At 69.5% G+C, this 25445-nt stretch carries 22 protein-coding genes and 1 pseudogene; 6 read left to right on the top strand and 17 right to left on the bottom strand.

Annotated elements, in window-relative coordinates; translation table 11 throughout:
• Positions 1–50: 50 nt before the first annotated feature.
• Genes EZH22_RS25025 through ccmI form a run of 4 tightly spaced genes read right to left on the bottom strand, consistent with a single transcriptional unit; the run spans position 51 to position 4164 of the window.
• A complete protein-coding gene (locus EZH22_RS25025) occupies positions 51–527 on the bottom strand; it encodes a cytochrome c-type biogenesis protein (protein WP_203193090.1) in 477 nt (158 codons plus the stop codon).
• A 5-nt stretch (positions 528–532) separates the two neighbouring features.
• On the bottom strand, positions 533–2518 hold the full coding sequence (locus EZH22_RS25030) for a heme lyase CcmF/NrfE family subunit (protein ID WP_203193092.1): 1986 nt from the start codon (positions 2516–2518) through the stop codon (positions 533–535).
• A gap of 3 nt (positions 2519–2521) precedes the next feature.
• Positions 2522–3001 (bottom strand): cytochrome c maturation protein CcmE, encoded by a 480-nt coding sequence (gene ccmE / locus EZH22_RS25035; protein ID WP_203193094.1) that lies wholly within the window; start codon positions 2999–3001, stop codon positions 2522–2524.
• Positions 2998–4164 (bottom strand): c-type cytochrome biogenesis protein CcmI, encoded by a 1167-nt coding sequence (ccmI, locus tag EZH22_RS25040; protein ID WP_203193096.1) that lies wholly within the window; start codon positions 4162–4164, stop codon positions 2998–3000. Before ccmI ends, ccmE begins: the two co-directional genes overlap by 4 nt.
• Positions 4165–4364: 200 nt before the next feature.
• Between ccmI and EZH22_RS25045 the strand changes: the two genes are divergently transcribed.
• Both EZH22_RS25045 and EZH22_RS25050 read left to right on the top strand, forming a co-directional pair.
• On the top strand, positions 4365–4784 hold the full coding sequence (locus EZH22_RS25045) for a YidB family protein (RefSeq protein ID WP_203193098.1): 420 nt from the start codon (positions 4365–4367) through the stop codon (positions 4782–4784).
• 167 nt (positions 4785–4951) lie between these two features.
• A complete protein-coding gene (locus EZH22_RS25050) occupies positions 4952–7138 on the top strand; it encodes a transglycosylase domain-containing protein (protein ID WP_231711138.1) in 2187 nt (728 codons plus the stop codon).
• Positions 7139–7250: 112 nt separating this feature from the next.
• Here the strand turns inward: EZH22_RS25050 and EZH22_RS25055 are convergent, their stop codons facing one another.
• From EZH22_RS25055 to EZH22_RS25100, 10 genes and pseudogenes are all read right to left on the bottom strand, one after another.
• Positions 7251–7862, bottom strand: a complete 612-nt coding sequence (locus EZH22_RS25055; RefSeq protein WP_203193099.1) for a cysteine dioxygenase family protein — start codon at positions 7860–7862, stop codon at positions 7251–7253.
• Positions 7863–7892: 30 nt separating this feature from the next.
• Positions 7893–8639, bottom strand: coding sequence for an alpha/beta hydrolase (locus EZH22_RS25060; RefSeq protein WP_203193101.1), 747 nt, complete (start codon positions 8637–8639; stop codon positions 7893–7895).
• A gap of 217 nt (positions 8640–8856) precedes the next feature.
• Positions 8857–9572: pseudogene (locus EZH22_RS25065) on the bottom strand (ABC transporter ATP-binding protein).
• A complete protein-coding gene (locus EZH22_RS25070) occupies positions 9572–10324 on the bottom strand; it encodes an ABC transporter ATP-binding protein (protein ID WP_203193103.1) in 753 nt (250 codons plus the stop codon). Before EZH22_RS25070 ends, EZH22_RS25065 begins: the two are co-directional and overlap by 1 nt.
• Positions 10321–11559, bottom strand: coding sequence for a branched-chain amino acid ABC transporter permease (locus EZH22_RS25075; protein ID WP_203193105.1), 1239 nt, complete (start codon positions 11557–11559; stop codon positions 10321–10323). The genes EZH22_RS25070 and EZH22_RS25075 overlap by 4 nt, the downstream gene beginning before the upstream one ends.
• A 3-nt stretch (positions 11560–11562) precedes the next feature.
• Positions 11563–12504: a branched-chain amino acid ABC transporter permease gene (locus EZH22_RS25080; RefSeq protein WP_203193107.1), complete on the bottom strand. Its 942-nt coding sequence runs from the start codon at positions 12502–12504 to the stop codon at positions 11563–11565.
• Positions 12505–12767: 263 nt separating this feature from the next.
• Positions 12768–14009, bottom strand: a complete 1242-nt coding sequence (locus tag EZH22_RS25085) for a branched-chain amino acid ABC transporter substrate-binding protein (protein ID WP_203193109.1) — start codon at positions 14007–14009, stop codon at positions 12768–12770.
• A gap of 95 nt (positions 14010–14104) precedes the next feature.
• On the bottom strand, positions 14105–15463 hold the full coding sequence (locus EZH22_RS25090) for an acetoin dehydrogenase dihydrolipoyllysine-residue acetyltransferase subunit (protein ID WP_203193111.1): 1359 nt from the start codon (positions 15461–15463) through the stop codon (positions 14105–14107).
• 13 nt (positions 15464–15476) lie between these two features.
• Positions 15477–17663, bottom strand: a complete 2187-nt coding sequence (locus EZH22_RS25095) for an alpha-ketoacid dehydrogenase subunit alpha/beta (RefSeq protein WP_203193113.1) — start codon at positions 17661–17663, stop codon at positions 15477–15479.
• 83 nt (positions 17664–17746) lie between these two features.
• Positions 17747–18349, bottom strand: a complete 603-nt coding sequence (locus tag EZH22_RS25100) for a VOC family protein (RefSeq protein WP_203193114.1) — start codon at positions 18347–18349, stop codon at positions 17747–17749.
• Between the two features lie 324 nt (positions 18350–18673).
• Here EZH22_RS25100 and EZH22_RS25105 point away from each other — a divergent pair, with 324 nt between their 5' ends.
• Positions 18674–19366 carry a GntR family transcriptional regulator gene (locus EZH22_RS25105; protein WP_203193115.1) on the top strand — a complete coding sequence of 231 codons (693 nt, stop codon included), beginning with the start codon at positions 18674–18676 and terminating at the stop codon, positions 19364–19366.
• Between the two features lie 302 nt (positions 19367–19668).
• Positions 19669–19869 carry a hypothetical protein gene (locus EZH22_RS25110; RefSeq protein ID WP_203193116.1) on the top strand — a complete coding sequence of 67 codons (201 nt, stop codon included), beginning with the start codon at positions 19669–19671 and terminating at the stop codon, positions 19867–19869.
• Positions 19870–19910: 41 nt separating this feature from the next.
• On the opposite strand, the gene EZH22_RS25115 is transcribed toward EZH22_RS25110, so the two are convergent.
• From EZH22_RS25115 to EZH22_RS25125, 3 genes are all read right to left on the bottom strand, one after another.
• Positions 19911–20279, bottom strand: a complete 369-nt coding sequence (locus EZH22_RS25115; protein WP_203193117.1) for a DUF1850 domain-containing protein — start codon at positions 20277–20279, stop codon at positions 19911–19913.
• 9 nt (positions 20280–20288) lie between these two features.
• Positions 20289–22421, bottom strand: a complete 2133-nt coding sequence (locus EZH22_RS25120) for a TRAP transporter permease (RefSeq protein ID WP_203193118.1) — start codon at positions 22419–22421, stop codon at positions 20289–20291.
• Between the two features lie 187 nt (positions 22422–22608).
• A complete protein-coding gene (locus EZH22_RS25125) occupies positions 22609–23589 on the bottom strand; it encodes a TAXI family TRAP transporter solute-binding subunit (RefSeq protein WP_203193119.1) in 981 nt (326 codons plus the stop codon).
• Positions 23590–23871: 282 nt separating this feature from the next.
• On the opposite strand from EZH22_RS25125, the gene paoA reads away from it, so the two are divergent.
• Positions 23872–24495 (top strand): aldehyde dehydrogenase iron-sulfur subunit PaoA, encoded by a 624-nt coding sequence (gene paoA / locus EZH22_RS25130; protein ID WP_203193120.1) that lies wholly within the window; start codon positions 23872–23874, stop codon positions 24493–24495.
• Positions 24492–25442 carry an FAD binding domain-containing protein gene (locus tag EZH22_RS25135; protein WP_203193122.1) on the top strand — a complete coding sequence of 317 codons (951 nt, stop codon included), beginning with the start codon at positions 24492–24494 and terminating at the stop codon, positions 25440–25442. Before paoA ends, EZH22_RS25135 begins: the two co-directional genes overlap by 4 nt.
• Positions 25443–25445: the final 3 nt, after the last annotated feature.

The raw sequence follows: 25445 nt of genomic DNA on the forward strand, positions 1-25445 counted from the left end.
ACGCGATTTTGCCGGCGACAATGCCGCCGGACGGACGCCCGCAAGGCGGCTCAGCGCCCCTTTGCGGGCGTCTCCTCGCCTTCGTCGAGCAGGCGCCTGAGCTTGGCCTCCTCCTCCGGCGAGAGGCGCGGCGGAGCGCCGGAGCGCCGGCGCTTCAGGCCCAGGAAGGCGGCCAGGGCACCGAGGGCCAGCACCATCACCGGCGCGGCCCACAGCAGCGCGTTGCGCCAGGAGACGCGGGGGCGCAACAGCACGAATTCGCCATAGCGCGCCACCATGAAGTCCAGCACCTGCCCGTCGCTGTCGCCCGCGCTCAGGCGCTCGCGCACGATGACGCGCAGGTCCTTGGCAAGGGGCGCGTCCGAATCGTCGATGGACTGATTCTGGCAGACCATGCAGCGCAGCTCGGCGGAAATGGCCCGGGCTCGGCTCTCCAGCACCGGATCACCGAGCACCTCGTCCGGCTGGACCGCGAGGGCGGGGACGGCGAGCACCGCAAGGAGGAGGACGGCAAGGAGCGCGCGCATCGTCCTCACTCCGCCGGCACCGGCGCGCGGGGCCGGCGCGCGGCGGGGCGCGGGGCGCCGACGCGCAGGCGGCGGTCCGCCAGCGACAGTCCACCGCCCAGGGCCATCACCACGGCACCAAGCCAGATCAGCGTCACGAACGGCTTGTAGGTGGCGCGCATGGAGATGCGGCCGTCGGGGCTCTCCTCGCCCATGCTCACATAAAGCTGGCTGAGGCCGAAAGTGCGGATGCCCGCCTCCGTGGTCGCCATCTGCCGGGCGGAGAACAGCCGGCGCGAGGCCTCGATGGTGCCCTGGGGCGTGCCGTCGTCGCGAATGGCGAAGACGGCGGTGCGAGCGCGGAAATTGGGGCCGGTGCGGTTTTCCAGCCGGTCGAGGGTCAGGGTCCGCGAACCGATGGAGACCGTGTCGCCGAGCTTCACCGAGGCGATCTTCTCCAGGCTCCAGGAGGTTTCGCAGACGATGCCGAGCAGGCACACGCCGACGCCGAAATGGGCGATGGCCGTGCCATATGTGGAGCGCGGCACGCCGGCGAGACGGGCGAGCGCGACGCGGGCGTTGACCCGGCCGATGCCGGCGCGCTCGGCGATGTCGGTGAGCGCGCCGAGCATGATGAAGGCGGAAAGCCCCACCGCCAGCGGCGCCAGCACCGGCCCGCCCGAGGCCGCGGCCGCGGTCACCACGGCGGCGACGACGGCGAGGCCCGCCGCCAGCATCAGGCGCTGGCCGACGCCGAGCAGGTCGCCCCGCTTCCAGGCCAGGAGCGGCCCGAACGGCATGGCGAAGACGAGGGGCAGCATGAGACCGCCGAAGGCGAGGTTGAAATAGGGCGGGCCCACCGTGATCTTCGCCCCGGTGAGCGCTTCCAGCGCCAGCGGATAGAGGGTGCCCACCAGCACCGCGGCGGTGGCGGCGGTGAGGAACAGGTTGTTGAACACCAGCGCGCCTTCCCGCGAGACGGGCGCAAACAGCCCCCCCTGCTTCAGCTCCGAGGCGCGGAAGGCGAAGAGCGTGAACCCTCCGGCGATGAAGAAGGTGAGGATGGCGAGGATGAACACGCCCCGCGTCGGATCGGAGGCGAAGGCATGTACCGAGGTGAGCACCCCCGAGCGCACCAGGAAGGTGCCCACCAGCGACAGCGAGAAGGCGAGGATGGCGAGCAGGATCGTCCACACCTTCAGCGCGTCGCGCTTCTCCATCACCACGGCGGAATGCAGCAGAGCCGTGGCGGCGAGCCAGGGCATCAGGGAGGCGTTCTCCACCGGGTCCCAGAACCACCAGCCGCCCCAGCCGAGCTCGTAATAGGCCCAGTAGGAGCCCATGGCGATGCCGAGGGTCAGGAAGATCCAGGCGGCGAGCGTCCACGGGCGCACCCAGCGCGCCCAGGCGGCGTCGATCCGCCCCTCGATCAGCGCCGCGATGGCGAAGGCGAAGGAGACGGAGAGCCCCACATAGCCGAGATAGAGCAGCGGCGGGTGGATGGCGAGGCCGGGATCCTGGAGGATGGGATTGAGGTCGCGCCCTTCCGCCGGCGGCGGCACGAGGCGCAGGAAGGGGTTGGAGGTGAACAGGATGAAGGAGAGGAAGGCCGCTCCCACCGCGCCCTGCACCGAGAGCACATAGGCCTTCAGGCGATCCGGAAGGTTGGCGCCGAACACCGCCACCAGCGCCCCGAAGAACGCGAGCACGAACACCCACAGCAGCATGGAGCCTTCGTGATTCCCCCAGGTCGAGGTGATCTTGTAGATCAGCGGCATCTGGGAGTGGGAGTTCTCCGCCACGTTCAGCACGGTGAAGTCCGAGCTCACATAGAGCTGGACCAGCGCGCCGAAGGCGAAGGCCACGAAGCCGAACAGGGCAAGCGCGATGGGAGCCGCAGCCCCCATGAGCACGGCGTCCCCGCGCTGGGCGCCCCAGGCCGGGATCACCACCTGCGCCAGGGCCAGGGCGAAGGCCAGGGCGAGGGCATACTGGCCGATTTCGGCGATCATGGTTCAGCTCCCCGGCTGGCGCTGGGCGGGGGTGGCGGCGCCGGGAGCCGGCGCGCCGTCCTTCCAGTGGCCCTGCTGCTTGAGGGCATCGGCCACCTCGCGCGGCATGTAGCGCTCATCGTGCTTCGCCAGCACGCTGTCGGCCTTGAAGAGGCCGTCCGGCTGCAACGCCCCCTCCGCCACCACGCCCTGCCCCTCGCGGAACAGGTCCGGCAGGATGCCGGAATAGGCCACCTTCACCGTGGCGTTGCCGTCGGTGACCGAAAAGGTGGTGAGCGTGCCGTTCTTGGTCACGCTGCCGGTCTCCACCAGCCCGCCGAGCCGCAGCCGCGCGCCGGGCGCCACCTGCTGCTGCGTGACCTCGGTGGGCGAGCGGAAGAAAACGATGGTGTCGTTGAGGGCGGACAGGATCAGCCCGGCCGCGAGCGCCAGCACGCCCAGCCCGGACCCGATCAGCACCAGCCGCCGGCCTTTGCGCGTCATCCTTTTCCTCCCGCTGCGAGCGCCTTTTCGGCCTCGTCGAGCCGGCCGAGGGCCGCCGCATCGTCCTTGAACGCGTTGCGGGCGTTCCTCAGGGCGTCCGCCATCTTGTCCTTCTCGCCCAGCACAGCATAGGCGCGCACGAGGCGAAGCCAGCCGTCAATGTCGTGCGGCTCGCTGGCGAGACGGTCCGCGAGGCGCGCGACCATGTCGCGCACCATGGCATTGCGATCATCCTGCGACATCCGCGCGGCGGCCGCCACGTCCGCCGCGCCGGGACCGGGCGCCGCCGGCGACTGGACCGCCGCGGGCGGCGGGGTCGCGGGCGCGCGGCCGATGCGGGCAAGCGCCCTCTGGAGATCCGCCCGGTAGGACGCGTCAGGCGGCGAGCGCGCGAGCAGCTCGCCCCAGATGCGCGCCGCGTCCTGGTCCCGCCCGTCCTGCGCCGCGGCGAGGCCGAGATAATAGTTCGCACCCGGCTCGCCGGGGTCGAGCCTGATCGCCTCCGCGAACGCCTTCGCGGCCTCGGCCGTGACGAGGCCGTCCGCGGCGATCACCAGCGCCTCGCCACGAGCCGCATAACGGAGCGCCGTGGGGCCGCGCAGCCGGATCGTCTCGCCATACGCCCGCGCGGCATCCTCCGGCCGGCCGAGGCTCAGATAGACCGGGGCGAGCAGCTCGTACCCCTGCCCGTCATCGGGATTGCGCGCCAGATGCTCCTCGATCTTCCGCACCACGATGGCGAGGTCGCTGCGCTCGGGCGACGCCGTCAGGCGTTCGGCCAAAGGGGCACCGGGAATCGCCGGAGAGCCGAGGGCAAAATAGAGGCTTGCCGCAAAAGCGGGCACGAAAACCAGGGCGGCCACAGCCGCGGCGCGGCGGCGGCGCGCGGACCGCGCCGGATCTTCGCCCGCGCCCGTCTCCCGCGCCGCATCGGCCGCGAGCATGCGCCGCGCCACCTCGGTACGCGCCGCCTCGGCCTCCGCCGGTGGCAGGCGGCCGGCCTTGGCGTCACGGCCGATCTCGGCCAGCTGGTCGCGATAGACGGCGAGATCGGCCTCGCGGGCCGCCTTCACGGCGCGGGCACGCGACAGCGGCCACAGCACCGCGAGCGCCGCGAGCGCGGTCATGAGCGCAAAAGCTGCGAACAGGGCAGTTGAGATCATCACGTCAGCCGTTAGCGGGAGAATGCACGGATGCAAAGGCCTCACACCGTCTCAGCGGCGCGGGGCCGCAGGGGCACTCCGGCTTGTGATCGACTTCGGCCATCCGTTCCGGTACACCATGACCAGCACGGCCGCATCGTGCAGTGCAGCGGAATTTGCCGGAAGCAAGGGCACCGGGGACGCAAGGGGGAGCAAACGCCATGGGCCTTTTTGACCAGATGATGGGCGGCATGCTCAACAACATGCTCACCCAGGCGGGGAATTCCGGCGCCCTCGGCACCCTGCTGAACACCATGCTCAGCGGGCCGATGGCCCAGGCGGTGCCGGGCCTGCTCAATTCGGCGCTGGCCAAGACGCCGTTCGGCAGCCTCGACGGCGTCGTCGCCCAACTTCAGCAGGCGGGCCTCGCCGACCAGGTGGCGAGCTGGATCTCCAGCGGCCCCAACCTGCCGGTGAGCGCGGAGCAGATCGCCGCGGCGCTGGGCGAAAGCCAGATCGGCACGGTCGCCACGTCGCTCGGGCTTTCGGTGGAGGCGCTGCCCGACCTCCTCGCCCAGCACCTGCCCACCATCATCGACCGGCTTTCCCCCAACGGGGTGCTGGAGACGCCGGGGCGCTGACACCCGGCCACGGCAGGGCGATTCCGGCTCCGGCCGGCCCCCGCTCGCGCTCGACGCTGCGCCGCGCTATATAGAAGCCAGCCGACGACCGGCGCGGGGATGCCGCCGGCCCGCCACAGCCGAGCCGAAGCCGAGCCATTGACGTGAGTGAGCAAAAGCGCCCTTCCTTGCTGACACGACTGCGCGGACTGCTGCTGGACTTCGACGCCCTCGTCGACAGCGGCCTGTTCAGCCTGGGCGCGCGCACGCGGCGGGCGGCCTCCGCCTACGCCGCCTTCACCGAGCGCTTCAACCTCACCGGAGTGTCGCGCTGGGCGGTGGGGATGGCGTCCGAAGGCTTCACCCTCGGCGTGGCCGGGGCCGTGGCCATGCTCGCCCTCGCCATGCCGGCCTTCCGCGAGACCTCCGACGACTGGCTGAAGCGCACCGAGCTCGCGGTGACCTTCCTCGATCGCTACGGCAACACCCTCGGCGAGCGCGGCGTCAAGCAGAACGACACCGTGCCGCTGGAAGACATTCCCGACCAGCTCATCAAGGCCACCCTCGCCACCGAGGACCGGCGATTCTATGAGCACTGGGGCATCGACGTGGCGGGCACCATGCGCGCCTTCGTCTCCAATGCGCGGGCGGGCGGCGTGGTGCAGGGCGGCTCGTCCCTGTCCCAGCAGCTCGCCAAGAACCTGTTCCTGTCGAACGAGCGCACGCTCGAGCGCAAGATCAAGGAGGCGTTTCTCGCCATCTGGCTGGAAGCGCGCCTCACCAAGAGCCAGATCCTCAAGCTCTACCTCGACCGCGCCTATCTCGGCGGCGGCGCCTATGGGGTGGACGCGGCGGCGCGCTATTATTTCGGCAAGTCGGTGCGCGAGGTGAACCTCGCCGAGGCGGCCATGCTGGCGGGCCTGTTCAAGGCCCCGTCCAAGTACGCCCCGCACATCAACCTGCCCGCCGCCCGCGCCCGCGCCTCCACCGTGCTCGACAACCTGGTGGAAGCCGGCTTCATGACCGAGGGCCAGGTGTTCGGCGCTCGCCGCAACCCCGCCACCCCCGTGGACCGGCGCGACGACGAGGTGCCGGACTTCTATCTCGACTATGCCTTCGGCGAGGTGAAGAAGCTGGTGGAGCAGTTACCCCCCTCCGTGGTGGAGCGCAACTTCATCGTTCGCACCGGCCTCGACCCCAACATCCAGAAGGTGGCGGATGCGGCGCTGGAATCCTCCCTCGCCGAGTTCGGCCGCGACTACAAGGTGAAGCAGGGCGGCATCGTGGTGATGGAGCCCAACGGCACCGTGCGCGCCATGGTGGGTGGCAGCGACTATGGCGAGAGCCAGTTCAACCGCGCCACCGATGCGTTGCGCCAGCCCGGCTCCTCGTTCAAGCCCTTCGTCTACACCGTGGCGCTGATGAACGGCATGAAGCCCTCCACCATGGTGCAGGACGCGCCCATCTGCCTCGGCAACTGGTGCCCGCAGAATTACGGGCGCTCCTACATGGGCTCCATCACCCTGAAGACCGCGCTCCAGCACTCGCTGAACACGGTGGCGGTGCGCCTCGCCGAGCGCTTCGGCCGCAAGAAGATCGTCGACCTCGCCCACCAGATGGGCCTGCGCACCCAGCTCCCCATCAGCGCGCCCCTGCCGCTCGGCGCCGCCGAGGTCACGCTGTTCGACATGACCACCGCCTATGCCGTGTTCGCCAATGCGGGCCGCAGCGTCTATCCCCACGCGGTGGTGGAGATGCGCATCGGCAACGGCGAGGTGGCCTGGCGCTTCGACCGGGATGCGCCCAAGCCGGTGCAGATCATCCCCACGCAGCAGCTCAACGACATCAACGACATGCTGAATAACGTGGTGGAGAACGGCACGGGCCGCCGCGCCCGGCTGGTCAATTCCAAGGTGGCGGGCAAGACCGGCACCACCAATGCCTATCGCGACGCCTGGTTCATGGGCTTCACCGGCAATTACGTCGCCGGCGTGTGGTTCGGCAATGACGACTACGCCATGATGAACAAGATGACCGGCGGCACCCTGCCGGCCATGACCTGGCAGAAGGTGATGGCCTATGCCCACCAGGGCATCGAGATCAAGCCCATCCCCGGCGTCACCACGCCCATCCCGAAGCTGGACGAGCCGCCGCCTTTGCTGAACGTGCCGGGTCTCGCCGATTCCGAGCGGCCGGTGACCCTCTCGCCCCGTTCGGCCGAGCGGCTCGCCGGGCTGGAGCGGCTGTTCAAGGACGCCGAGACGAAGCTCGTGCCCGGTCCCACGGCCTCCATCGCGGCGCCCGCCGACGCGCCCCGCCCGGTGCCGACCGCAGCGCCGGCAACGCCCATGCCGACGCCGGTGCGGCGGAACTAGGACCGATCGACCTTCCGTGTCCGCGTTTTCTTCGACCACCGTCATGGCCGGGACACGCCCGGCCATGACGGCGGTGGAGGGAGGGCGCCGGCGATCTGAATGTCGATCCGCGCTAGTCCACGATCTCGGTCTGGATGGACAGGATGTCGTAGGCCGGCGCATCCGGTGGATTGGCGTAGGTGGTGGTGAAGGCCCCGGCCGCTCCCTCGGCGGTGAAGGCGGGTCGGGCGAGGCTTGCGATCTCGCCGCCATAGGCATGGATGGCGATGGCGGCGGCTGTCGTCGACGTATTGGCGGTGCCGAGCGCATCCGCGCTTTTCGGCGCGAAGGTATCCACGGCACCGGCCTTCAGGATCACGGGCGCGTCTTTCGCCTGGAGCGGCCCCTCCGGAGCCACCCTGAAGCGCTGGCGCTCGATCTCCCCCGAAAGCACGCCGAAGATCTCCCACACCGGTTCCTGGCAGACGGGCAGCCGCGCCCCCGGCGCGAGCACCGTCGCCGCCACGCAGAAGCGCTCCATGGCGTCGGCATAGAGCTGGAACTGGCGGAAGGGCGCGTCGGCCGCCGTGGCGAAGACGGCGGGCAGCCAACCCGGATCTGCGACGAGGCGTGCCATGAGGTCCCGCCCTATGAACAGGATCTCGCGCTCCCCCTCGGCCAGCTCCACCATGGACTGGATGTCCCAGATGAACCGCTTCAAGGCGGGCGGAACGCGCTCTCTCACGGGGATCTCCTCACCTTGATCGGGCCCGGGTCAGCGGCCGGGGGCTTCGTCGTGGTCGTGGTCGTGCGCGGCGGCGGCGGGCTTGCGCGCCACCGTCGCGGTGAGGAAATCGCCGGCGGCGAGGATGCCATCGTCGTCGGTCTCGTGGCCGAGGCCAGGCCGCCGCATGCTCTTCGCCGGCACGCCGAGGGCCTTGAGGCGTTCGCGGGTCGCCGCCATCGCGGCGAAGGGCACCACGGGATCCGCCTCGCCGTGGATCATCAGCACCTGCGGCCGCGCGCGGATCTCGCCGGCCAGGGCCTCCAGGTCGAACAGCGCACCGGAGAAGGCGACGATGGACGCCATGGCCTTCGCCCGCCGCAGGCCCACGTGCAGCGCCAGCATGGCGCCCTGGGAGAAGCCCACCAGCGCGAGGTGGCTGTCGTCGAGGCGGCGTTGCGCCAGCATCTCGTCAAGGAAGGCGTCGAGACGGGGCGCCACGGCGCCGAGCCCCGCCGCCACCGCATCGGGGCTCATCCCGTCACCGTCGAACCAGCGCCGTCCGCCGCCGGGTGCGGCAAAGGGCGCCACGGCGGCGACGAAATCCGCCTTGGGCATGGTCGGCGCCCAGTTGAGGGCAAGGTCGATCACCGACTGCCCGTCGCTGCCCTCCGCCGGAAGCAGGACCACCAGATAGACCGGCTTGCCGCAGGACAAGGCGGCGATCTTCGGCCCCTCCAGGATGGGCGGCGTCTCTGGTCGAGCCGCCGCATCGGGATCCGCGACGGCTTCAGCCATGGCCGCGAACCCGGATGGCGCGGCGCGCCGGCGGCATTTTGTGTCGCGTTTCACACCCTGTGCCGGCCGCCGGGCCGGCGGTGGAATATAGATTGTCCGCCAAGGACATGGCCCTGCAACCCCGATCCGCGCCGCGCCGAACCGGCGGCACACCCTGATCCAAGCAAGATGCGCGCCGCCACAGGACGGGAGGGGAGAAGGACCCGCGTGGCCGGCCTCACACCGCCAGCCACTCCTCCATCAGCCGCGCGTCGGAGGTGAGCGCCTCCGGCTTGCCTTCGAACACGATGCGGCCGTGGCCCATGACGCAGACTCGGTGCGACACCTTGAGGGCGATGGTGAGCTTCTGCTCCACCAGCAGAACGGAAACGCCGCGCCGGTTGATGTCGGCGATCGCCTCCCCCACCACGGTCACGATCTTCGGCGCCAGCCCCTCGGTGGGCTCGTCGATGAGGATGACCAGCGGGTTGCCCAGCAGCGAGCGGCACATGGTGAGCATCTGCTGCTCGCCGCCCGACAGGCTGCCGGCGCGCGTGTTGCGCCGCTCCCTGAGGCGGGGGAAGTAGTCGAACATCTGCTCGACGCTCCAGCGCGGGGCGCCTTCGACGCCCTTCTGCTCGCCCATGCGCAGGTTTTCGTCCACGGAGAGGTTGAGGAAGACCTCCCGCTCCTCCGGCACGTAGGCGATGCCGGAGCGGCAGATGGCGAAGGGCCGCGCGCCGGTCAGGTCCCTGCCGTTGAGCACGATGTGGCCGCCCGTGGGCGGCACCAGGCCCATGATGGCCTTGAGGGTGGTGGAGCGGCCCGAGCCGTTGCGGCCGAGCAGGCTCACCACCTCGCCCGGCCGACCTGGAAGGTGACGCCATGCAGGATGTGGCTCTTGCCGTAGTGGGCGTTGAGCCCGTCGATGGACAGAAGCGGCTTTTCGCTCATCAGCTCGCCTCCTCGCCGAGATAGGCTTCGCGCACCTGCGGGTTGCCGCGGATCTCGGCCGGCGACCCCGTAGCGATGATCTGCCCATAGACCAGCACGCTGATGCGGTCGGAGAGGGAGAACACCACGTCCATGTCGTGCTCCACGATGATCAGGGTGCGCCCCTTGGTGATGTCGCGGATGAGGCCGGTCGTGTACTCAGTTTCCTCGTGCGACATGCCGGCCATGGGCTCGTCGAGGAGGATCACCTTGGGGTCGCTCGCCAGCGTCATGCCGATCTCCAGCGAGCGCTGCTCGGAATAGGAAAGCTCGCTGGCAAGGCCGTGCGCGCGCTTTTCCAGCCGCACCTGCTCCAGCAGTTCCTCCACCAGCCGCGTCACCGCCTTCAGGTGAGACGCCCGGCGCCAGAACACGAAGTCGAGGCCGAAGCGCTGCATCACCGCGATCCGCAGGTTCTCGAACACCGAGAGGCCCGGGAAGATGTTGGTGATCTGGAAGGAACGGGCGAGCCCCTGCCGGTTCACCAGGTGCGGCGGCAGGCCGGAGATGGGCACCCCGTCGAGCAGGATCTCCCCCTGCGTGGGAGCGAACTGGCCGGAGATGAGGTGGAACAGGGTGGACTTGCCGGCGCCGTTCGGCCCGATCACCGCATGGCGCTCTCCGGGCACCACATCCAGCTCGATGCCGCGGATGATCTCGATGGATCCGAAGGACTTGCGGACCCCGTGGAGGGAAAGGACGGGAGTGCTCATGCCGCGCCTCCGCGCTCGGGATCGAGGCGGCGCGCCGCCATGGCGAGGAAGCCGAGGCCCACCGCCATCAGGCCCAGCGGCACGCCCCAGGTGAAGGGGGAGAATGGCGCCCAGTCGCGGCCGAACAAGGCCACGGGGGGCCATGTGGCGCCGACGATCATGGATCGGTAGTCGGCGGAGAAGAAGCGCTGGGCCAGCTCCACCGCGCAGACGAAGCCGACGATGCTCACCGCCAGCGCCGCGACGAACACCAGTCCGGCGCCGAGCTTGGCCCAGCCGAACCGCAGCCGCCCCGCCCGCAACGCGCGCATCAGCTCCCCGACGAGGCCGTCGGGCAGGTACATCATGACCAGCACGAACAGCACGCCCTGATAGAGCAGCCAGGAGCGGGTGAGGTCCGACACCGCATAGCCGAAGAAGCTCATGATCGCGGCGCCGATGGCCGGGCCGAGGAACACCTTCACGCCGCCGATATAGCTGTTGAGCACCACCGAGGCGGAGAGCTGCATGTCGAGCACCACATAGTTGGCGGCCTCGATGTTCATGGCCTGCAGCCCTCCGGCCACGCCCGAGAACATGGCCGAGACCGAGAACACCAGCACGCCCAGCTTGTGGATGTCATAGCCGAGGAAGCGCAGGCGGTGGGTGTTCTCGCGCAGGCCGAGCGTGAGCCGGCCCACCGGCGTCAGCGTGTAGAGATAGAGCAGGACCAGCGAGACCAGCACCCAGGCGAGGGTGAGGTAATAGACGTCCACGTTGCTGCCGAAGGAGATGCCCCATGCGGGCATGCGCATGGCGGAGATGCCGGCCTCGCCGCCGAACACCTCCTTCAGGTGCGGCGCAAGCGCGTGCAACAGCTCCGCCAGCGCCAGCGTGATCATCGAGAAGTAGACGCCGGTTCGCTTGGTGGCGAACCAGCCGGCGGCAATCCCGCTGACCAGGCCGATGAACCCGCCCACCACCGGCAGGAGCGGCGTCGGCAGGAGCCCGGCGCCGTTGAAGGCGTTCATGGCGTGGATGGTGGCGAAGGCGCCGAGGCCGAAATAGGCCGAGTGGCCGAAGGAGAGCATCCCCGCCTGCCCGCACAGAAGCGAGAAGGCGGAGGCGAACAGGGCGGCGATCAGCATCTGGATCGCGGCGTTGATGAGGCCCGGCGAGAGCACCGCCGGCGCGGCGACCAGCGCGGCGACGGCAAGGGCGATGAGGACGGCGGCGATGCGCAGGTTCGTGCTCATGGCTCAGTTCTTCTCGCCGAAGAGGCCCGAGGGACGCACCAGCAGCACCAGCAGCATCAGCGCGAAGGGGATGGTGGCGGCAAGGCTCGACACCTGGAGGGTGAGCGGACCGCCCACCGCGCGGGCCCAGTCGCCGAGGCCCACATAAGAAAGGAGGTCGGCGAGGCTCGCGTCGATGCCCACCGCCAGAGAGGTGACGATGCCGATAAGCAGCGAGGCCACCATGGCGCCTTCCAGCGAGCCGAGGCCGCCGATCACCACCACCACGAACACCAGCACGCCGAGTTCCAGCGCCATGTTGGGGTTGGTGGTGTAGAACGCCCCGGCCAGCGCGCCGGCAAGCCCGGCGAGGGCGGCGCCCACCCCGAACACGCCCATGAAGACGAGCGGCACGTTGTGGCCCAGCGCCTCGGCCATGCGCGGGCGGTAGATGGCCGAGCGCACCACGATGCCCACCCGCGTGGTGGTGAGCAGCGCATAGATGAGCGCGAACATGGCCACCGCCACACCGCCCATGATCAGGCGATAGACGGGATAGTCGGTGCCGCCGACGCGGAAGGCGGAAAAGCTGAGCGCCGCCGGCAGGCGGTAGTCCACCGGAAAGTTGCCGAAGAAGAGCTTGATCAATTCCGCGATGATGAAGGACAGGCCGAAGGTGAGCAGCAGCTCGTGGGCGTGCCCGAAGCGGTGCACCCGGCGCAAGAAGTAGCGCTCCACCACGACGCCGACGGCGCCGACAATGAGCGGGGAGATGATCACCGCCAGCGCGAAGCCGAGCACCCCCGACAGCGCGTAGGCGATATAGGCGCCCAGCATGTAGAAGGAGGCGTGCGCGAAATTGAGGACGCCCATCATGCCGAAGATGAGGGTCAGTCCCGCCGACACCATGAACAGCAGCAATCCGTAGATCGCCCCGTTCAGCACGGCGACAAAGAGATGTTCCATGAAATGTCCCCTCGCTTCAGGCAGAGGTGTTCGGCTGGATGGCCGCTCTTTTGTGTTCGTGGGCCGCGACCGGGCTTTCCCGGGCGCGGCCCACGTTGCTTCCCACCAGCCTCTCCCCTGCTCCACCGTCATCCCCCGGCTTATCCGGGGGATCCACGCGGCGGCCGGGCTGGCGCCATCGTCTCGAACGGACCTGTCGCAGCCCGGTCATGCCCCGGAAAAGCCGGGGCATGACCGCTTCCCTGGCCGGAAAGCGCCCGGCCTCAGTTGGGCCGGTTCATCTTGCAGGCGTCCTGCACCGGAGAGGAGGCCTCCGCGGCGGTGAAGACCTTGATCGGCTTGAAGCCGAGGCTGGTGCCGTCGACCTTGAACTTGGCATCCGGGCCCACCACCGAGATCACCATGGGCAGTTGCACCTGGTGGTCGGCCGCGCGCATGGAAGCCTCGCCCATGGGACCCTTGAACGTCACGTTCTCCAGCACCTTGCCGATGGCGTTGACGTCGATCTTGCCATCCTTCTGGGGCGCCTGCTTCAGCGCCTCGCCCAACATGGCGATGCCGAAGGCGGTCTGCGGCTCGGTATAGACCGGATAGTGGCCCGTCTTCGCCTTGTAGTCCTCGGCGAAGGCGGCGGTGTCCGCGTTCACCTCGGCGTTGAAGGGGTGGGACACCGAATTGCCCACCGCCACGTCGCCCGCGTTGGCGATGTTGCCCGGCTGGTCGAGGAAGGCGGTGGCGAAGCGGGCCTTCAGGCCGGCGCCGTGGGCGGCCTTCATGAGCAGCAGCAGGTCGTTGGACCAGTTGCCGGTGATCACCGTGTCGGCGTTGGCCGCCGCGACCTTGGCCACGTAGGGCGAGAAGTCCTGGATCTTGTTCACGTCGTGGAGGGTCTTCTCCACCACCTCGTAGCCGCCGAGCTTGGCGTACTCCTCGATGGCGCCCTGCATGTCGATGCCCCAGCTGTAGTTCTGGTTCATCGAATAGACGCGGGTGCCGAGGGTGCCCGCCGCCTTCAGCGCCAGCACCATGGGCTTCACGCGCACCTGGGCGTTGGGGTTGAAGCGGAAGTGGTGGAAGTGACACTTGGCGCCGGTCAGCTCCAGCGCCTCGCCGCCCACGTTGAGGAAGATCACTTCCTTGCCGGGGTTGCGGATGTTGTACTTGCGCACGTCCTCGGTGATCTGGCCGGAGACGGCCGAGGACGCCCCCTGCACGATGAAGCGGGCGCCGTCGGCGATGGCGGCCTTCACCTTGTCGGCCGCGCCCACCGGGCCGCCCTGGTTGTCATATTCGAGCAGCACGATGGGCTCGCCGCCATAGCCACCGCCGGCATTGATCTTGTCGATGCCGTATTTCGCCGCCGTCTTGAAGATCAGGCCGGTGGAGGCCTGCGGGCCCGACAGGGTCTCGATCACCGCGATCTTGAGCGGCTCGGCGGACGCGGCGGCGGCGACGGATGCCAGAAGCGCGCCGGCGAGGGGCGCGAGGAAATGTTTGGCTTTCATGTCTGTCCTCCCTGAGAGGTGATCGGAGTTCGGTTTAGGCGGCTCTTCTTGGGGGTACTGGCTCTTCTCGGGGCATTGGCTCGGCCGATCCCGGCTCAGCCGGCGGCGCGCAGGTGGCGCTCCAGCAGGCGCCAGACGGCGTCGCGGATTTCCAGCTGCGGCATGTGGCCGACGCCGGAGAACAGGTGCAGGGCCACGGCTCCGGGCAGGCGCCGGCTGTGGCTGGGCGGAATGATCCGGTCCGCGCCGCCGAAGACCACGGCGACCGGAACGGGCAGACGCTCGAGGGCGGCGCGCACGCTGAAGGCCTGCGTCCCATCGGGGAACAGGCCGGCCGCGAGGCGCTGCTGGGCGGCCACCAGCGTGTCGTCGGCCCGCGCCGCCGCGCTCGCCTTCACGAAGGCGGGCGTAAGCACGGCTGGATCGGCGACGAGCTCGCCCATCCAGGGCGCAAGGCTCTCCGCCGACCGGGCGCGGGCAAAGCCCGCGATGAAGGCGCCGTTGATGTCCGGCCCGAGGCCGGCCGGCGCCAGGAGGAACAAGGAGCGCACGTCAAGGCGCCCCTCCGCGGCCAGGGCGGTGGCCACCGCCGCGCCCAGCGAATGCGCGACGAGGTCGAGACCGCCGACGCCGAGCTGCTCCAGCGTCGTGCCCACGGCGTCCACCAGCGCCTCGAAGGTGACCGCGCCGTGGCCGGCCGACCCGCCATGACCCGGCAGGTCGATGCCGAGCACAGGCCGCGAAAGGTTTGCGCCCGCGAGGAAGGGCCGCCAGCCGTTGAGCTCGGAACCGAAGCCGTGCACCAGCACCAGCGGCCGGCCCTCCCCCTGCCGCAGCCAGGCGTGGTTGAGCAGGCCCTGCGCAGCCGGGGAAAACGCCGGGCGATGCGGCGCCGGGGACGGCCGGGCGACGGTGGGACGCGCCCGCTCCACGTCGATCCGCACGATGCGGCCCTTCGGCCCGCTGCCGGCGAGGCCGGACAGGTCCACGCCGTAATCGTCGGCGAGCCGCCGGGCGAGCGGCGAAGCCGCCACCTTGCGGGCGGAAACCAGGGCGGCGATGGAGGGCGCCCGCGCCGCAAGGGTCGGAGCGGCGGTGGGCGCCACCGGCACCGCCGGGAGGGGCGCCGCAGGTGCCGCGACCGGGGCCGGCGCCGCTACAGCCACGGCCACCGGCGCCTGAGCCACGACGGGATGCTCAGGCGCCACCTCTCCCTCGGCGAGGATGGAGGCGATAAGGGTCCCCACCGCGACCCCGCGCGAGCCGTCGCCGACGAGGATGGGACCGAGGCGGCCTTCGCCGTCCGCCTCCATCTCCATCACCGCCTTGTCGGTCTCGATCTCGGCGAGGAGGTCGCCGGGCTTCACCCGCTCGCCTTCCTTCTTCAGCCAGCGGACGAGGTGGCCCTCCTCCATTCCGGCGGCGAGGGCGGGCATCAGGATTTCCTTGGGCATCTCTGGCTCCTGATCAGGCGAGGGCGAGGCCCTGGTCGGCCATCACGCGGCGGATGCCGGCCTCGATGTCCTTCGGCCCGGCGCAGGCCGCGGCTTCCAGCACCTTGGAAATGGAGGGCGAGGCCTCCCCGCCATGGACGCGCTGCACCGGCTGGTCGAGGGCGTCGAAGCAGCGGGCCTGGATCTCGGCCGCCAGCATGCCGCCATAGGAGGTGCCCAGCGAGCCCTGCTCCACCACCAGCACGTTGCCGGTCTTGGCGATGGAGGCCTCGATGGTCTGCCAGTCGAGGCCGGCGCGGTCGAGGCTGCGCAGGTCGATGACCTCGGCGTCGACGCCGAGCCGCTCCACTTCCTCCAGGGTCGGCTTCACCATGGACAGATAGGTGAGGATGGTCAGCGCCGATCCCTCGCGCACCACCTTGGCCTTGCCGAGGGGGATGAAATAGTCGAGGTCGTCCACCGGCGCCGGGCCCTTGGAATTATAAAGGTCCACGTGCTCCAGCACGAGCACCGGGTCCTTGCAGGCCAGCGCGCTGTTCATCAGCCCCACATAGTCGAACGGGGTGGAGGCGGCGACGATGCGCCAGCCCACCGCGGTGGCGTAGATGCCGGCGGGGTCCATGGAATGCTGCGAGCCGTAGCCCGTGCCCATGGCCACCTTGGAGCGCAGCACCAGGGGCACCTCGATGTCGCCGCCGAACATGTGCCGCGCCTTGCCGATCTGGTTGAACACCTGGTCGGCGGCGACCCACATGAAGTCGGGATACATGAACTCCACCACCGGGACGACCCGCCCGTCCATGGCCGCGCCGCCGGCAAGGCCGGCGAAGGCGTTCTCGCTGATGGGGGTGCCGAGCACCCGGTCGCCGAACGCCTCCTTGAGGCCGCGGGTGGCGCCGTTGGTGCCGCCCTTCAGCCGGTGCACGTCCTCGCCCATCACCACGATGCGCGGGTCCTGCTCCATCCGCCGGTGCATCACGTCGGCCACCACGTCCACGAAGCGTGCCTGCGGGTCGATGATGCCGGAAAAGGTCTCCAGCTCCTCCGTGCGCACGCCGGCGAGCTCCGAGAGGTCGCCGCGGATGCCGAAGTCGCGGAAGTCCGGCGAGGGCCACAGGGCCGGGACGATGCGGCGCTTGCCGTCCACCATCTCCACCAGCTCTCCGGCCACGTCCTCCATCAGCGCCTTGGCGCGGGCGCGCAGGGCGGCGACCTCCGCCTCGCCGATGAGCTGGCGCTGGGCCATCTCGCGGGCCACGAGGTCGATGGGATCGCGCCGGCGCCAGGCCTGCTCCTCCTCGCGGGTGCGATAGCCGAAGGCGCTGCCCGGCAGCGGTCCGTTCTGGTGGAAGAAACGGTAGACGTCCGCCTCGATGAGGGTGGGACCGCCACCGGAGCGCATCACCTCCAGCGCCTCGGCCGTCGCCAGCGCCACCGCCAGCGGGTCCATGCCGTCCACCTTCCAGGCGGGGATGGCGAAGCCCAGTCCGCGCGCCGACAGGCGCGTCTCGGCGGTGGACTCCTCCACATGGGTGGAAACCGCATAGCGGTTGTTCTCGATGAAGAAGCAGAGCGGCAGCTTCCACGCCGAGGCGAGGTTCATGGTCTCCAGCACCGAGCCGATATTGGTGGCGCCATCGCCGAAATAGGTGAAGGCGGCATCGCCAGTGCCCGCCCGCTTGTGGGCGAAGGCGGCCCCCGCCGCCAGCGGCACGCCGCCGCCGACGATGGCATTGGTGCCGAGATTGCCCGCCTGCGCCCAGCGCAGGTGCATGGAGCCACCGCGCCCCTTGCAGAAGCCCTGGGCAAGGCCAAGGATTTCCGCCAGCGTCTTCTTGGAGAGATCGCGCACGTCGCCGGCGAATGGGGCGGTGGGGGCAAGGCCGTCCGGCGCCACATAGGCCAGCGACTTGGCGAGGAACTGGTGGTGGGCGCGGTGCGAGCCGTTCACCTGGTCGGACGCCCGCATCATCACGGCCGAGCCGGTGGCGCCGCCCTCCTGCCCGATGGCCGAGTGCGCCGGGCCGTGCACCAGCCCCTGCCCGGCCAGCTCCAGCACCTTCTCCTCGAAGGCGCGGATCAGCACCATGGAGGTGAGCATGGTGCCGAGCAGAGCGGGATCGGCCGCGTTCCAGTCCTCGCGGGTGGTGGTCAGCTCACGCCAGGGGGCGGCGGGTATCAGGTCGGCATGGGTCGCCATCACGGCAGCTCCGGGAACACGGGGAATGGCGGGAGGCAGTGCCCCCGCGGGAAGGAATTCGATCGGGCCGCGGACACGCCGGCTCAGCCCGCGGGCGCGCCGGGCGGCGCCGCCTCGAGCCCGCCCGCCGGGTCGGCAGGATGCCAGAGCCGGAGCGCGGAGGTGCGCTCATAGGCCTTGCCGTGCGGAAAGCTCACCAGCTCGCACTGCATGCCCCAGGGCGTGAGGAAATAGACCCAGGTCTGCCCGCCGCTGGGGCCGGCCTGCCGCAGCACCGGCTCCCCGCAGATGGTGGCGCCGTGACGGCGCAGGTGCGCGACGGCGGCGTCCATGTCGTCCACGTAGAACGCCAGATGATGGCCGCCCACGTCGGAATTGCGCGGAGGCGTGCTGCGCTGGTCCGGGGCGATGTACTGGAAGACCTCGAAATTCGAGCCGAACCCGCAGCGCAGGAACACCAGCTTCTTCATCACCGTGCGCGGATCGACATTGAGCTGGCGCGCCATCCAGTCGTCCTCCGCCTGGAAGGGGCCGAGCTCGTAGACCGGCGTGCAGCCGATGACGTCGACGAAGAAGCGCACCGCTTCATCGATATCGGGAACCGTGAAGCCGATATGGTCGGTGCCCCGCAGGCCGGGAAGCCCGTGCGCGTCCGCCGCCTGGAAATGCTGATCCTCGATGACCATGGTTCGACCCGTTCAAAGGGGTGGCGCGCCGTCCGACGAAGGAGAGGGGGATCAAGGCACCGCGGCACCCGCCGACCATGCGGCGGCCAGGCCCCTCGCCGGCATTCCCTCCTGTCGTCCAACGATCTCCGCCGTTTCCCGACCGATAGTGGCCACCACATACGCTGTCAACACCAATGTATCCGATGATGCAGTGCAAAACCCAAAATCCGGGTGCAAATCCATCTGTTTGGATACAATTGCCGTCAAGCCGTGGATCATGGTATCCAATTTCAAGGGTCGCCGGCCCTGAACGGCGCGCCGGGATGATCCCAAGGGCATGCGATGAAGACCGAAAAAGCCAACGAAAGTCCCGACCGGGAGGCCGGCGTGCGCAGCCACGCCATTGCAGCGGATCTCAGGGCCGGGATTCTCGACGGGCTATTCACCCCCGGCACCCGCGTCCGGCAGGAGGAACTGGCCGAGCGCTACGGCACCAGCCGCATTCCCGTCCGCGAAGCCTTGCGGGACCTCGAAAGCGAGGGCCTCGTGGTGCTGGTGCCGAACTCCGGCGCGTGGATCGCCAAGACCGACATCAACGAGTGCGTCGAGATCTACCAGATCCGCGAGCGCATCGAGCCCCTCGCCCTCAGCGAGAGCATCCGCCGCATGGACGATGCGACCATCGCCCGCCTCGCCGAGCTGTGCGCGCAGATCGAGGCCTCCACGGAGGTGGAGGATTTCCTGAAGCTGGACAGGGAGTTCCATCTCCTGAGCTACAAGGCGGCGGCGATGCCGACCCTGCTCGCCATGATCGAGCGCTTCTGGAACACCACCCAGCATTACCGGCGCGCCTATTCCCACCTTATCGGCAAGGACGGCCAGTGGATCATCCACGCCGAACACCGGCTCATCATGGAGGCGATCCGGCGGCGGGACCCGGTGGACGTGCAGCACCTGCTGGAAAGCCACATCCGCCGCACGCGGCTGCATCTCCAGGCCAACGACTTGGCGGCCCTCTCCGGCCCTCGCAGATAAGCGGACCCACCGCCGGCGGCTTCACTGCGGAGCAGCGACCTGCACCCATGAGCTGCAAGCCCGCGCGGGGCACCTTGCCCGCATGCGTCGCCCGCGCAAGATTAGGCGCACGGGATGGGATGGGTTTATTTAGTTTCCGAACGTTATAGACATCGATAGAGGCACCCCTTCACCAACACATGCTGGCTGCTTGAAATAACGCAGACGCGAATGCTTGCATCACGCGGCAGAGATCAGAGCCTCGGGGCGATGACGGCCCAGCAGGTGGATATGGGCGACCTGCCGCAAAAACCACTACAGGCGTGCGCGGGAGGGGCGCCCTGCTCGGCGCCTACCGGACCTTCCCGATCACGATCGCCGACCTTGCGGCGGCGACCGGATATGATTTCGGACCACTGGCGGCGGCCGACCCGCTCGCCCGCCGGAGCCAGCTCACCGAGGCCATCGCCGCCGGGCAGCCGGTGGCGTTCGGGCTGTCGGAAGAAGCGGACATGGTGCTGTAGCGCCCAGGTTCGCCCGTTCGAAGCTCCGGTCGCCGGGTGCCTCAATCGCAGATCTTCAGCTCGACCGGGTCGGCGTCGGCGGCCACCAGGTCGCCCATGGGGCGGCAGCGCCCCTGCGTGCACACCCGCCAGTCGGCGGTGGCGCCAGAGCGGCGCAGGATGACCGAAAGCTGCGGCGCCAGCTGCGGGCGCGCCACATAGAAGCCGCCCGCGCGCACCGCGCCCTCGGGCGGCTCCATGCCGGCGCCGGAGCCCTGCACGCGCACTTCCTGCAGCACCAGGCCGCCGGGGGTGGCGCGCCAGTCCTCCTGCCACTCGCTCTTCTGCACCGAGTGGGTCCAGGCGAGGGTGAAGACGGCGGCGAGCCGCACCACCTGCGCCCCGGCGACCAGGCAGGCGACGGCGGCCAACGCGCCGGCCTAGGCTCGTGCCGGGGTGGCGTTGCGGGTCCGCCAATAGTGCCAGGCGATGAACGCCGCCGCGGTGGCGAAGCCCACCTCGTCGGTCCAGGGCAAGGAGAGGATGAGCAGCGCCGCCGCGGCGAAGCCGATGAAGCGCTCCACCACGTTCAGCGGGCCCAGCAGATAGCCGGTGGCGGTGCCGGCCCACAGGATGATGGCCACCACCGCCTTCACGAACACATAGGCCACCGCCGGCCAGAAGCCGATGACCGCGGCCATGGGATCTCCATCCTGCAGCATCAGCGCCGGGGAATAGACCGCCATGAACGGCACCACATAGCCGGCGAGGGCGATACGGGTGGCGATCCAGCCGATGGCCTGGCCCGATGCCCCGGCAATGGGTGCCGCCGCGAAGGCCGCCAGCGCCACCGGCGGCGTGAGGTCCGCCATGATGCCGAAATAGAAGACGAACATGTGCGAGACGATGAGCGGCACGCCGAGGGAGAGGAGCGCCGGCCCGGCGATGGAGGCGGTGATGATGTAGTTGGGGATGGTCGGCAGCCCCATGCCGAGGATGAGGCAGGCGATCATGGTCAGCACGAGGGACAGGAACAGGGAGCTCTTGCCCACCTCCACCACGAAGGTGGCGAAGGTCGTGGCGACCCCGGTCAGGGTGAACACGCCGATCATGGTGCCCACGAGGGCGCAGGCGATGCCCACCGGAAGCGCGTTGCGCGCCCCGTCCGCCATGCTTTCGATGCTGATGCGCAGGGTCTCGCGCCCGCCCTTCACGAACAGCAGGATCACCACGAGGGCGCCCACCGCCGCCGCGACGCCATTGATGCCATATTCGAGGAAGCTCGCAGCCGCGATGCCGAGCACGATCCAGAACACGATGCGCAGGCCCTGGGGGCCGATGACCCGCGCCACCGGCGTGCCGAGCACGATCAGCGCCGTGAGGGCAAGGCCCACCGTGCCGGCGAAGAGCGGCGTGTAGCCGGAGAACAGCAGCCACACCAGCGCCACCAGGGGCAACATCAGGTACCAGCGGGTCGTCAGCGCCCGCCAGGCGTCCGGGCACTGGGCCTTGGGCAGGCCGGACAGGCCGCCCTTTCCCGCCTCCAGATGCACCATGGCGAACACGGTGAAGAAGTAGAGGAAGGCCGGGATCACCGCCGCCGTGGCGATGGTGGCATAGGGCACGTCGATGGTCTCGGCCATGATGAAGGCCACGGCCCCCATCACCGGCGGCATGATCTGGCCCCCCATGGAGGCTGTCGCCTCCACCGCGCCGGCGAAGGCCGGCTTGTAGCCGAAGCGCTTCATCAGCGGGATGGTGAACTGGCCGGTGGTGACCACGTTGGCGACACCGGAGCCGTTGATGGTGCCCATCAGCGCCGAGGAGATCACCGCCACCTTGGCCGGGCCGCCCTTGGCGTGGCCCACCGTGCCCATGGCGAGGTCGTTGAACAGCTGGATCATCCCCGCGCGCTCCAGGAACGCGCCGAACAGGATGAACAGGAAGATGAAGGACGACGACACGTAGGTGGGCGTGCCGTAGATGCCCTCGGTGCCGAGGAACATCTGGTCCACCACCTGCACGTAGTCGAACGGGCGATGGTCGAGGGGCGCCGGCAGATACTCGCCGAACAGGCCGTACAGGATGAAGACGCCGCAGATGAGGGGCAGCGAGGCCCCCATCAGCCGCCGCGATCCCTCGAACACCAGCGCGACGGCCAGGGTTCCGACCACGATGTCCATGGTGGACGGGTCGCCCGCGCGCTGGATCAGGTCCGAATAGAACACCCAGTGATACAGGCCGACGATGAAGGACACGACGCCGAGCCCCCACAAGGCAAGGCGCCGGCCACCAGCGAGATGGTTGCCGGCGATGGCGAACACCACCAGCAGCAGGAAGCCCACATGCACCGACCGCACGATCTGGCTCGGCAGCGGGCTCCAGGCGGCGGTGATCACCTGGAAGGTGGAGAAGGCCACCGCGATCCAGAACACCGTCCGCCCCCACCCGCCGGGACCCCAGGTAAGGTCCAGCAGAGCATCGTCCACCACCACCGCGGCGCCATGGCCGGGCGTGCTGATGTCATGGCTGACCGGAGGCGTGGTGGCGGGGGTGTGGAGCGAGGATGTCATCGGAACTCTGCCTCAAGCGGTCCTTGCCAGCCCGGCCTGCGGTCGGGATACGTCACTTTCCGCGACGCCTTCATCTCATGCGGCATCGTCATCTGGCGCGGTGTCTTGCGCTCGGGGGAAGGCCGGGGTCGGCCCGTCCCTCCGCGCACCGGCGGCCGCGGCACGGAGACCGCGACCCGCCGGTCCCTCAGGGCGTCACGCCCTTTTCCTTGAAGTACCGGGCGGCGCCCGGATGGAACGCCACCGGGGACCCCTTCATGGCATCCCCGACCTTGATGCCCCGCGCCGCCGCATGCGCCGCCGCCAGCTCCGGCAGGTTGTCGTAGATCGCCTTGGTGATGGCGTAGACGTCGTCGTCCTTCATGCTGGAGCGGGTGACGAGGAAGTTGGGCACCGCGGCGGTGGCGACGTCGGCCACCTGGCCCTCATAGGTGTTGGCCGGAATGGTCGCCTTGAGATAGGGCGCGCCGATCTTCTCGATCACCGCAGGTGGCACCTCCACCACCACGATCGGCACCGAATTGGCGAGGTCCTTGATGGAGGCGACGCCGAGACCCGCCGACTGGAGCGTGGCATCGAGCTGCCGGTTCTTCATCAGCTCCACGGATTCGGCGAAGGGCAGGTATTCCAGCTTGCCGAGATCAGAATACTTGATGCCCGCCGCGCCGAGAATGGCACGGGCGTTGAGCTCGGTGCCGGATTTGGGTGCGCCCACCGAGATGCGCTTGCCCTTGAGGTCGGCGATGCTCTTGATGCCCGAATCCTTCGAGGCGACGATCTGGATGTAGTTGGGATAGATGCCGCCCAGCGCCACCACCTTGGTCAGCGGCGCCTTGAAGCCCGCTTCCTCCTTGCCGGCCGCCCCGTCCGCCAGGCTGTCGGCGAGGGTGAAGGCGACCTCGCCCTTGCCCTGCTCGATGAGGTTGAGATTTTCCACCGAGGCCTTGGTGGCCTGCACCGATGGCCGCGTGCCCGGCACCTTCTCGCCGATCACTTTCGAGATGGCGACCCCCAGGGGATAATAGACGCCCGACGTGCCGCCGGTGAGGACGTTGACGAATTCCGCCCTCGCCGCGCCCGGGGCAAGGACAAGCGTCGAGGCAAGGGCGAGCGCGCCGAGGCGAGCCGCCGCCCTGGAGGCACGGACTGTGGTGATGATGCGTTGCACGGGCGTGCTCCCTGAGGTTTTTAAAACGTTGTAGGGAGGCTAACGCCTCCTTCCGCAAAGGCCAGAGCCTTTTTCCGGCTTCAGACTAAAGTCTAATTCAGCGGTTTCCCGGTGTGGCTCGCGCCGGCTCTGCTCACGCGAGCGTGCCCCGCCCCCACCCCCAAGGGGGGAACGCATCGGGGCCACTTGCATTAACATCGGGACCGCGTGTCCCCTTGCTGCACCCCGTGTCCGGGCTGCCGCCCGCGTTGGCGCGCCACATCACCCTCGAAGGAACGCCATATGCAGAGGCCCTGCGCATCCCATGTGTCCCGGCGCGACCTCCCGGTCGCGGGGGCCGCCTCGGTGGCCGATGCCACCCCCAAGGCTCCCCTGTCCGGCCCGGACGCGCCGGTGATCGGACGGGTCTCTTTCCGGGTGAACGGCGTGGCGCGGGAACTTGACATCGACACCCGTACGACACTGCTCGACGTCCTGCGTGAACACCTGCACCTGACGGGAACGAAGAAAGGCTGCGACCACGGCCAGTGCGGCGCCTGCACGGTGATCCTGGACGGCCAGCGCATCAATTCCTGCCTCACCCTGGCGGTGATGCACCAAGACGGCGCGGTCACCACCATCGAAGGCCTGGGCACGCCCGAGGCGCTGCACCCCATGCAGGCCGCTTTCGTGAGGCATGACGGCTATCAGTGCGGATACTGCACGCCGGGCCAGATCTGCTCGGCCGTCGCCGTCCTTGCCGAGATCAAGGCCGGCATCCCCAGCCACGTCACCGCCGACCTCACCGCGCCGCCGCCCCTCACCCCGGACGAGCTGCGCGAGCGCATGAGCGGCAACATCTGCCGCTGCGGCGCCTATTCCAACATCGTCGAGGCCATCACCGAAGTGGCAGGGAGCGCGGCATGAAGCCCTTTACCTACGAGCGCGCTTCCTCGCCGGCCGAAGCCGCCGCCGCGGCGGCGCGCAATCCGGCGGCGCGGTTCATTGCCGGCGGCACCAACCTCCTCGACCTGATGAAACTCGAGATCGAGACCCCCTCCCAGCTCATCGACGTCAACGGGCTTGCCCTGGACACCATCGCGGCAACGCCGGACGGCGGCCTGCGCATCGGCGCGCTGGTGCGCAACACCGCACTGGCGGCCGACTTTCGGGTGCGCCGCGACTATGCCCTGCTGTCGCGCGCCCTGCTGGCCGGCGCATCCGGCCAGTTGCGGAACAAGGCGACCACCGCCGGCAACCTGCTCCAGCGCACGCGCTGCCCCTATTTCTACGACACCGACCAGGCCTGCAACAAACGCCGCCCCGGCAGTGGCTGCGCGGCCATCGGCGGCTTCACCCGCCAGTTGGCGGTGATCGGCGCCAGCGAGGCCTGCATCGCCACCCATCCGAGCGACATGGCGGTGGCCCTGCGCGCCCTCGATGCGCGGGTGGAAACCGTGCGGCCCGACGGCACCGCGCGGAGCATTCCCATTGCCGACCTCCACCGCCTGCCCGGCGAGACGCCCCACCTGGAGACCTCGCTGGTGCCGGGCGAGCTCATCACTGCCGTGACCCTGCCCAAGCCGGTGGGTGGCACGCACGTCTACCGCAAGGTCCGCGACCGCGCCTCCTACGCGTTCGCCCTCGTCTCGGTGGCGATGATCCGGCAAGAGGACGGGACCGGGCGGGTTGCGCTCGGCGGCGTGGCGCCCAAGCCGTGGCGGGTCGAGGCCGCCGAGGCGGAGATGGCCCGCGGCGCCAGGACTGTGGCCGCTCATCTCCTCGCCGACGCGAAACCCACCACTGACAATGCCTTCAAGCTCACGCTGGTGGAGCGCACGCTCGGCGCGGTGATGGCGGAAGCAAGGGGCTGAACC

Source organism: Xanthobacter dioxanivorans, from assembly GCF_016807805.1.
GTDB classification, from domain to species: Bacteria; Pseudomonadota; Alphaproteobacteria; order Rhizobiales; family Xanthobacteraceae; genus Xanthobacter; species Xanthobacter dioxanivorans.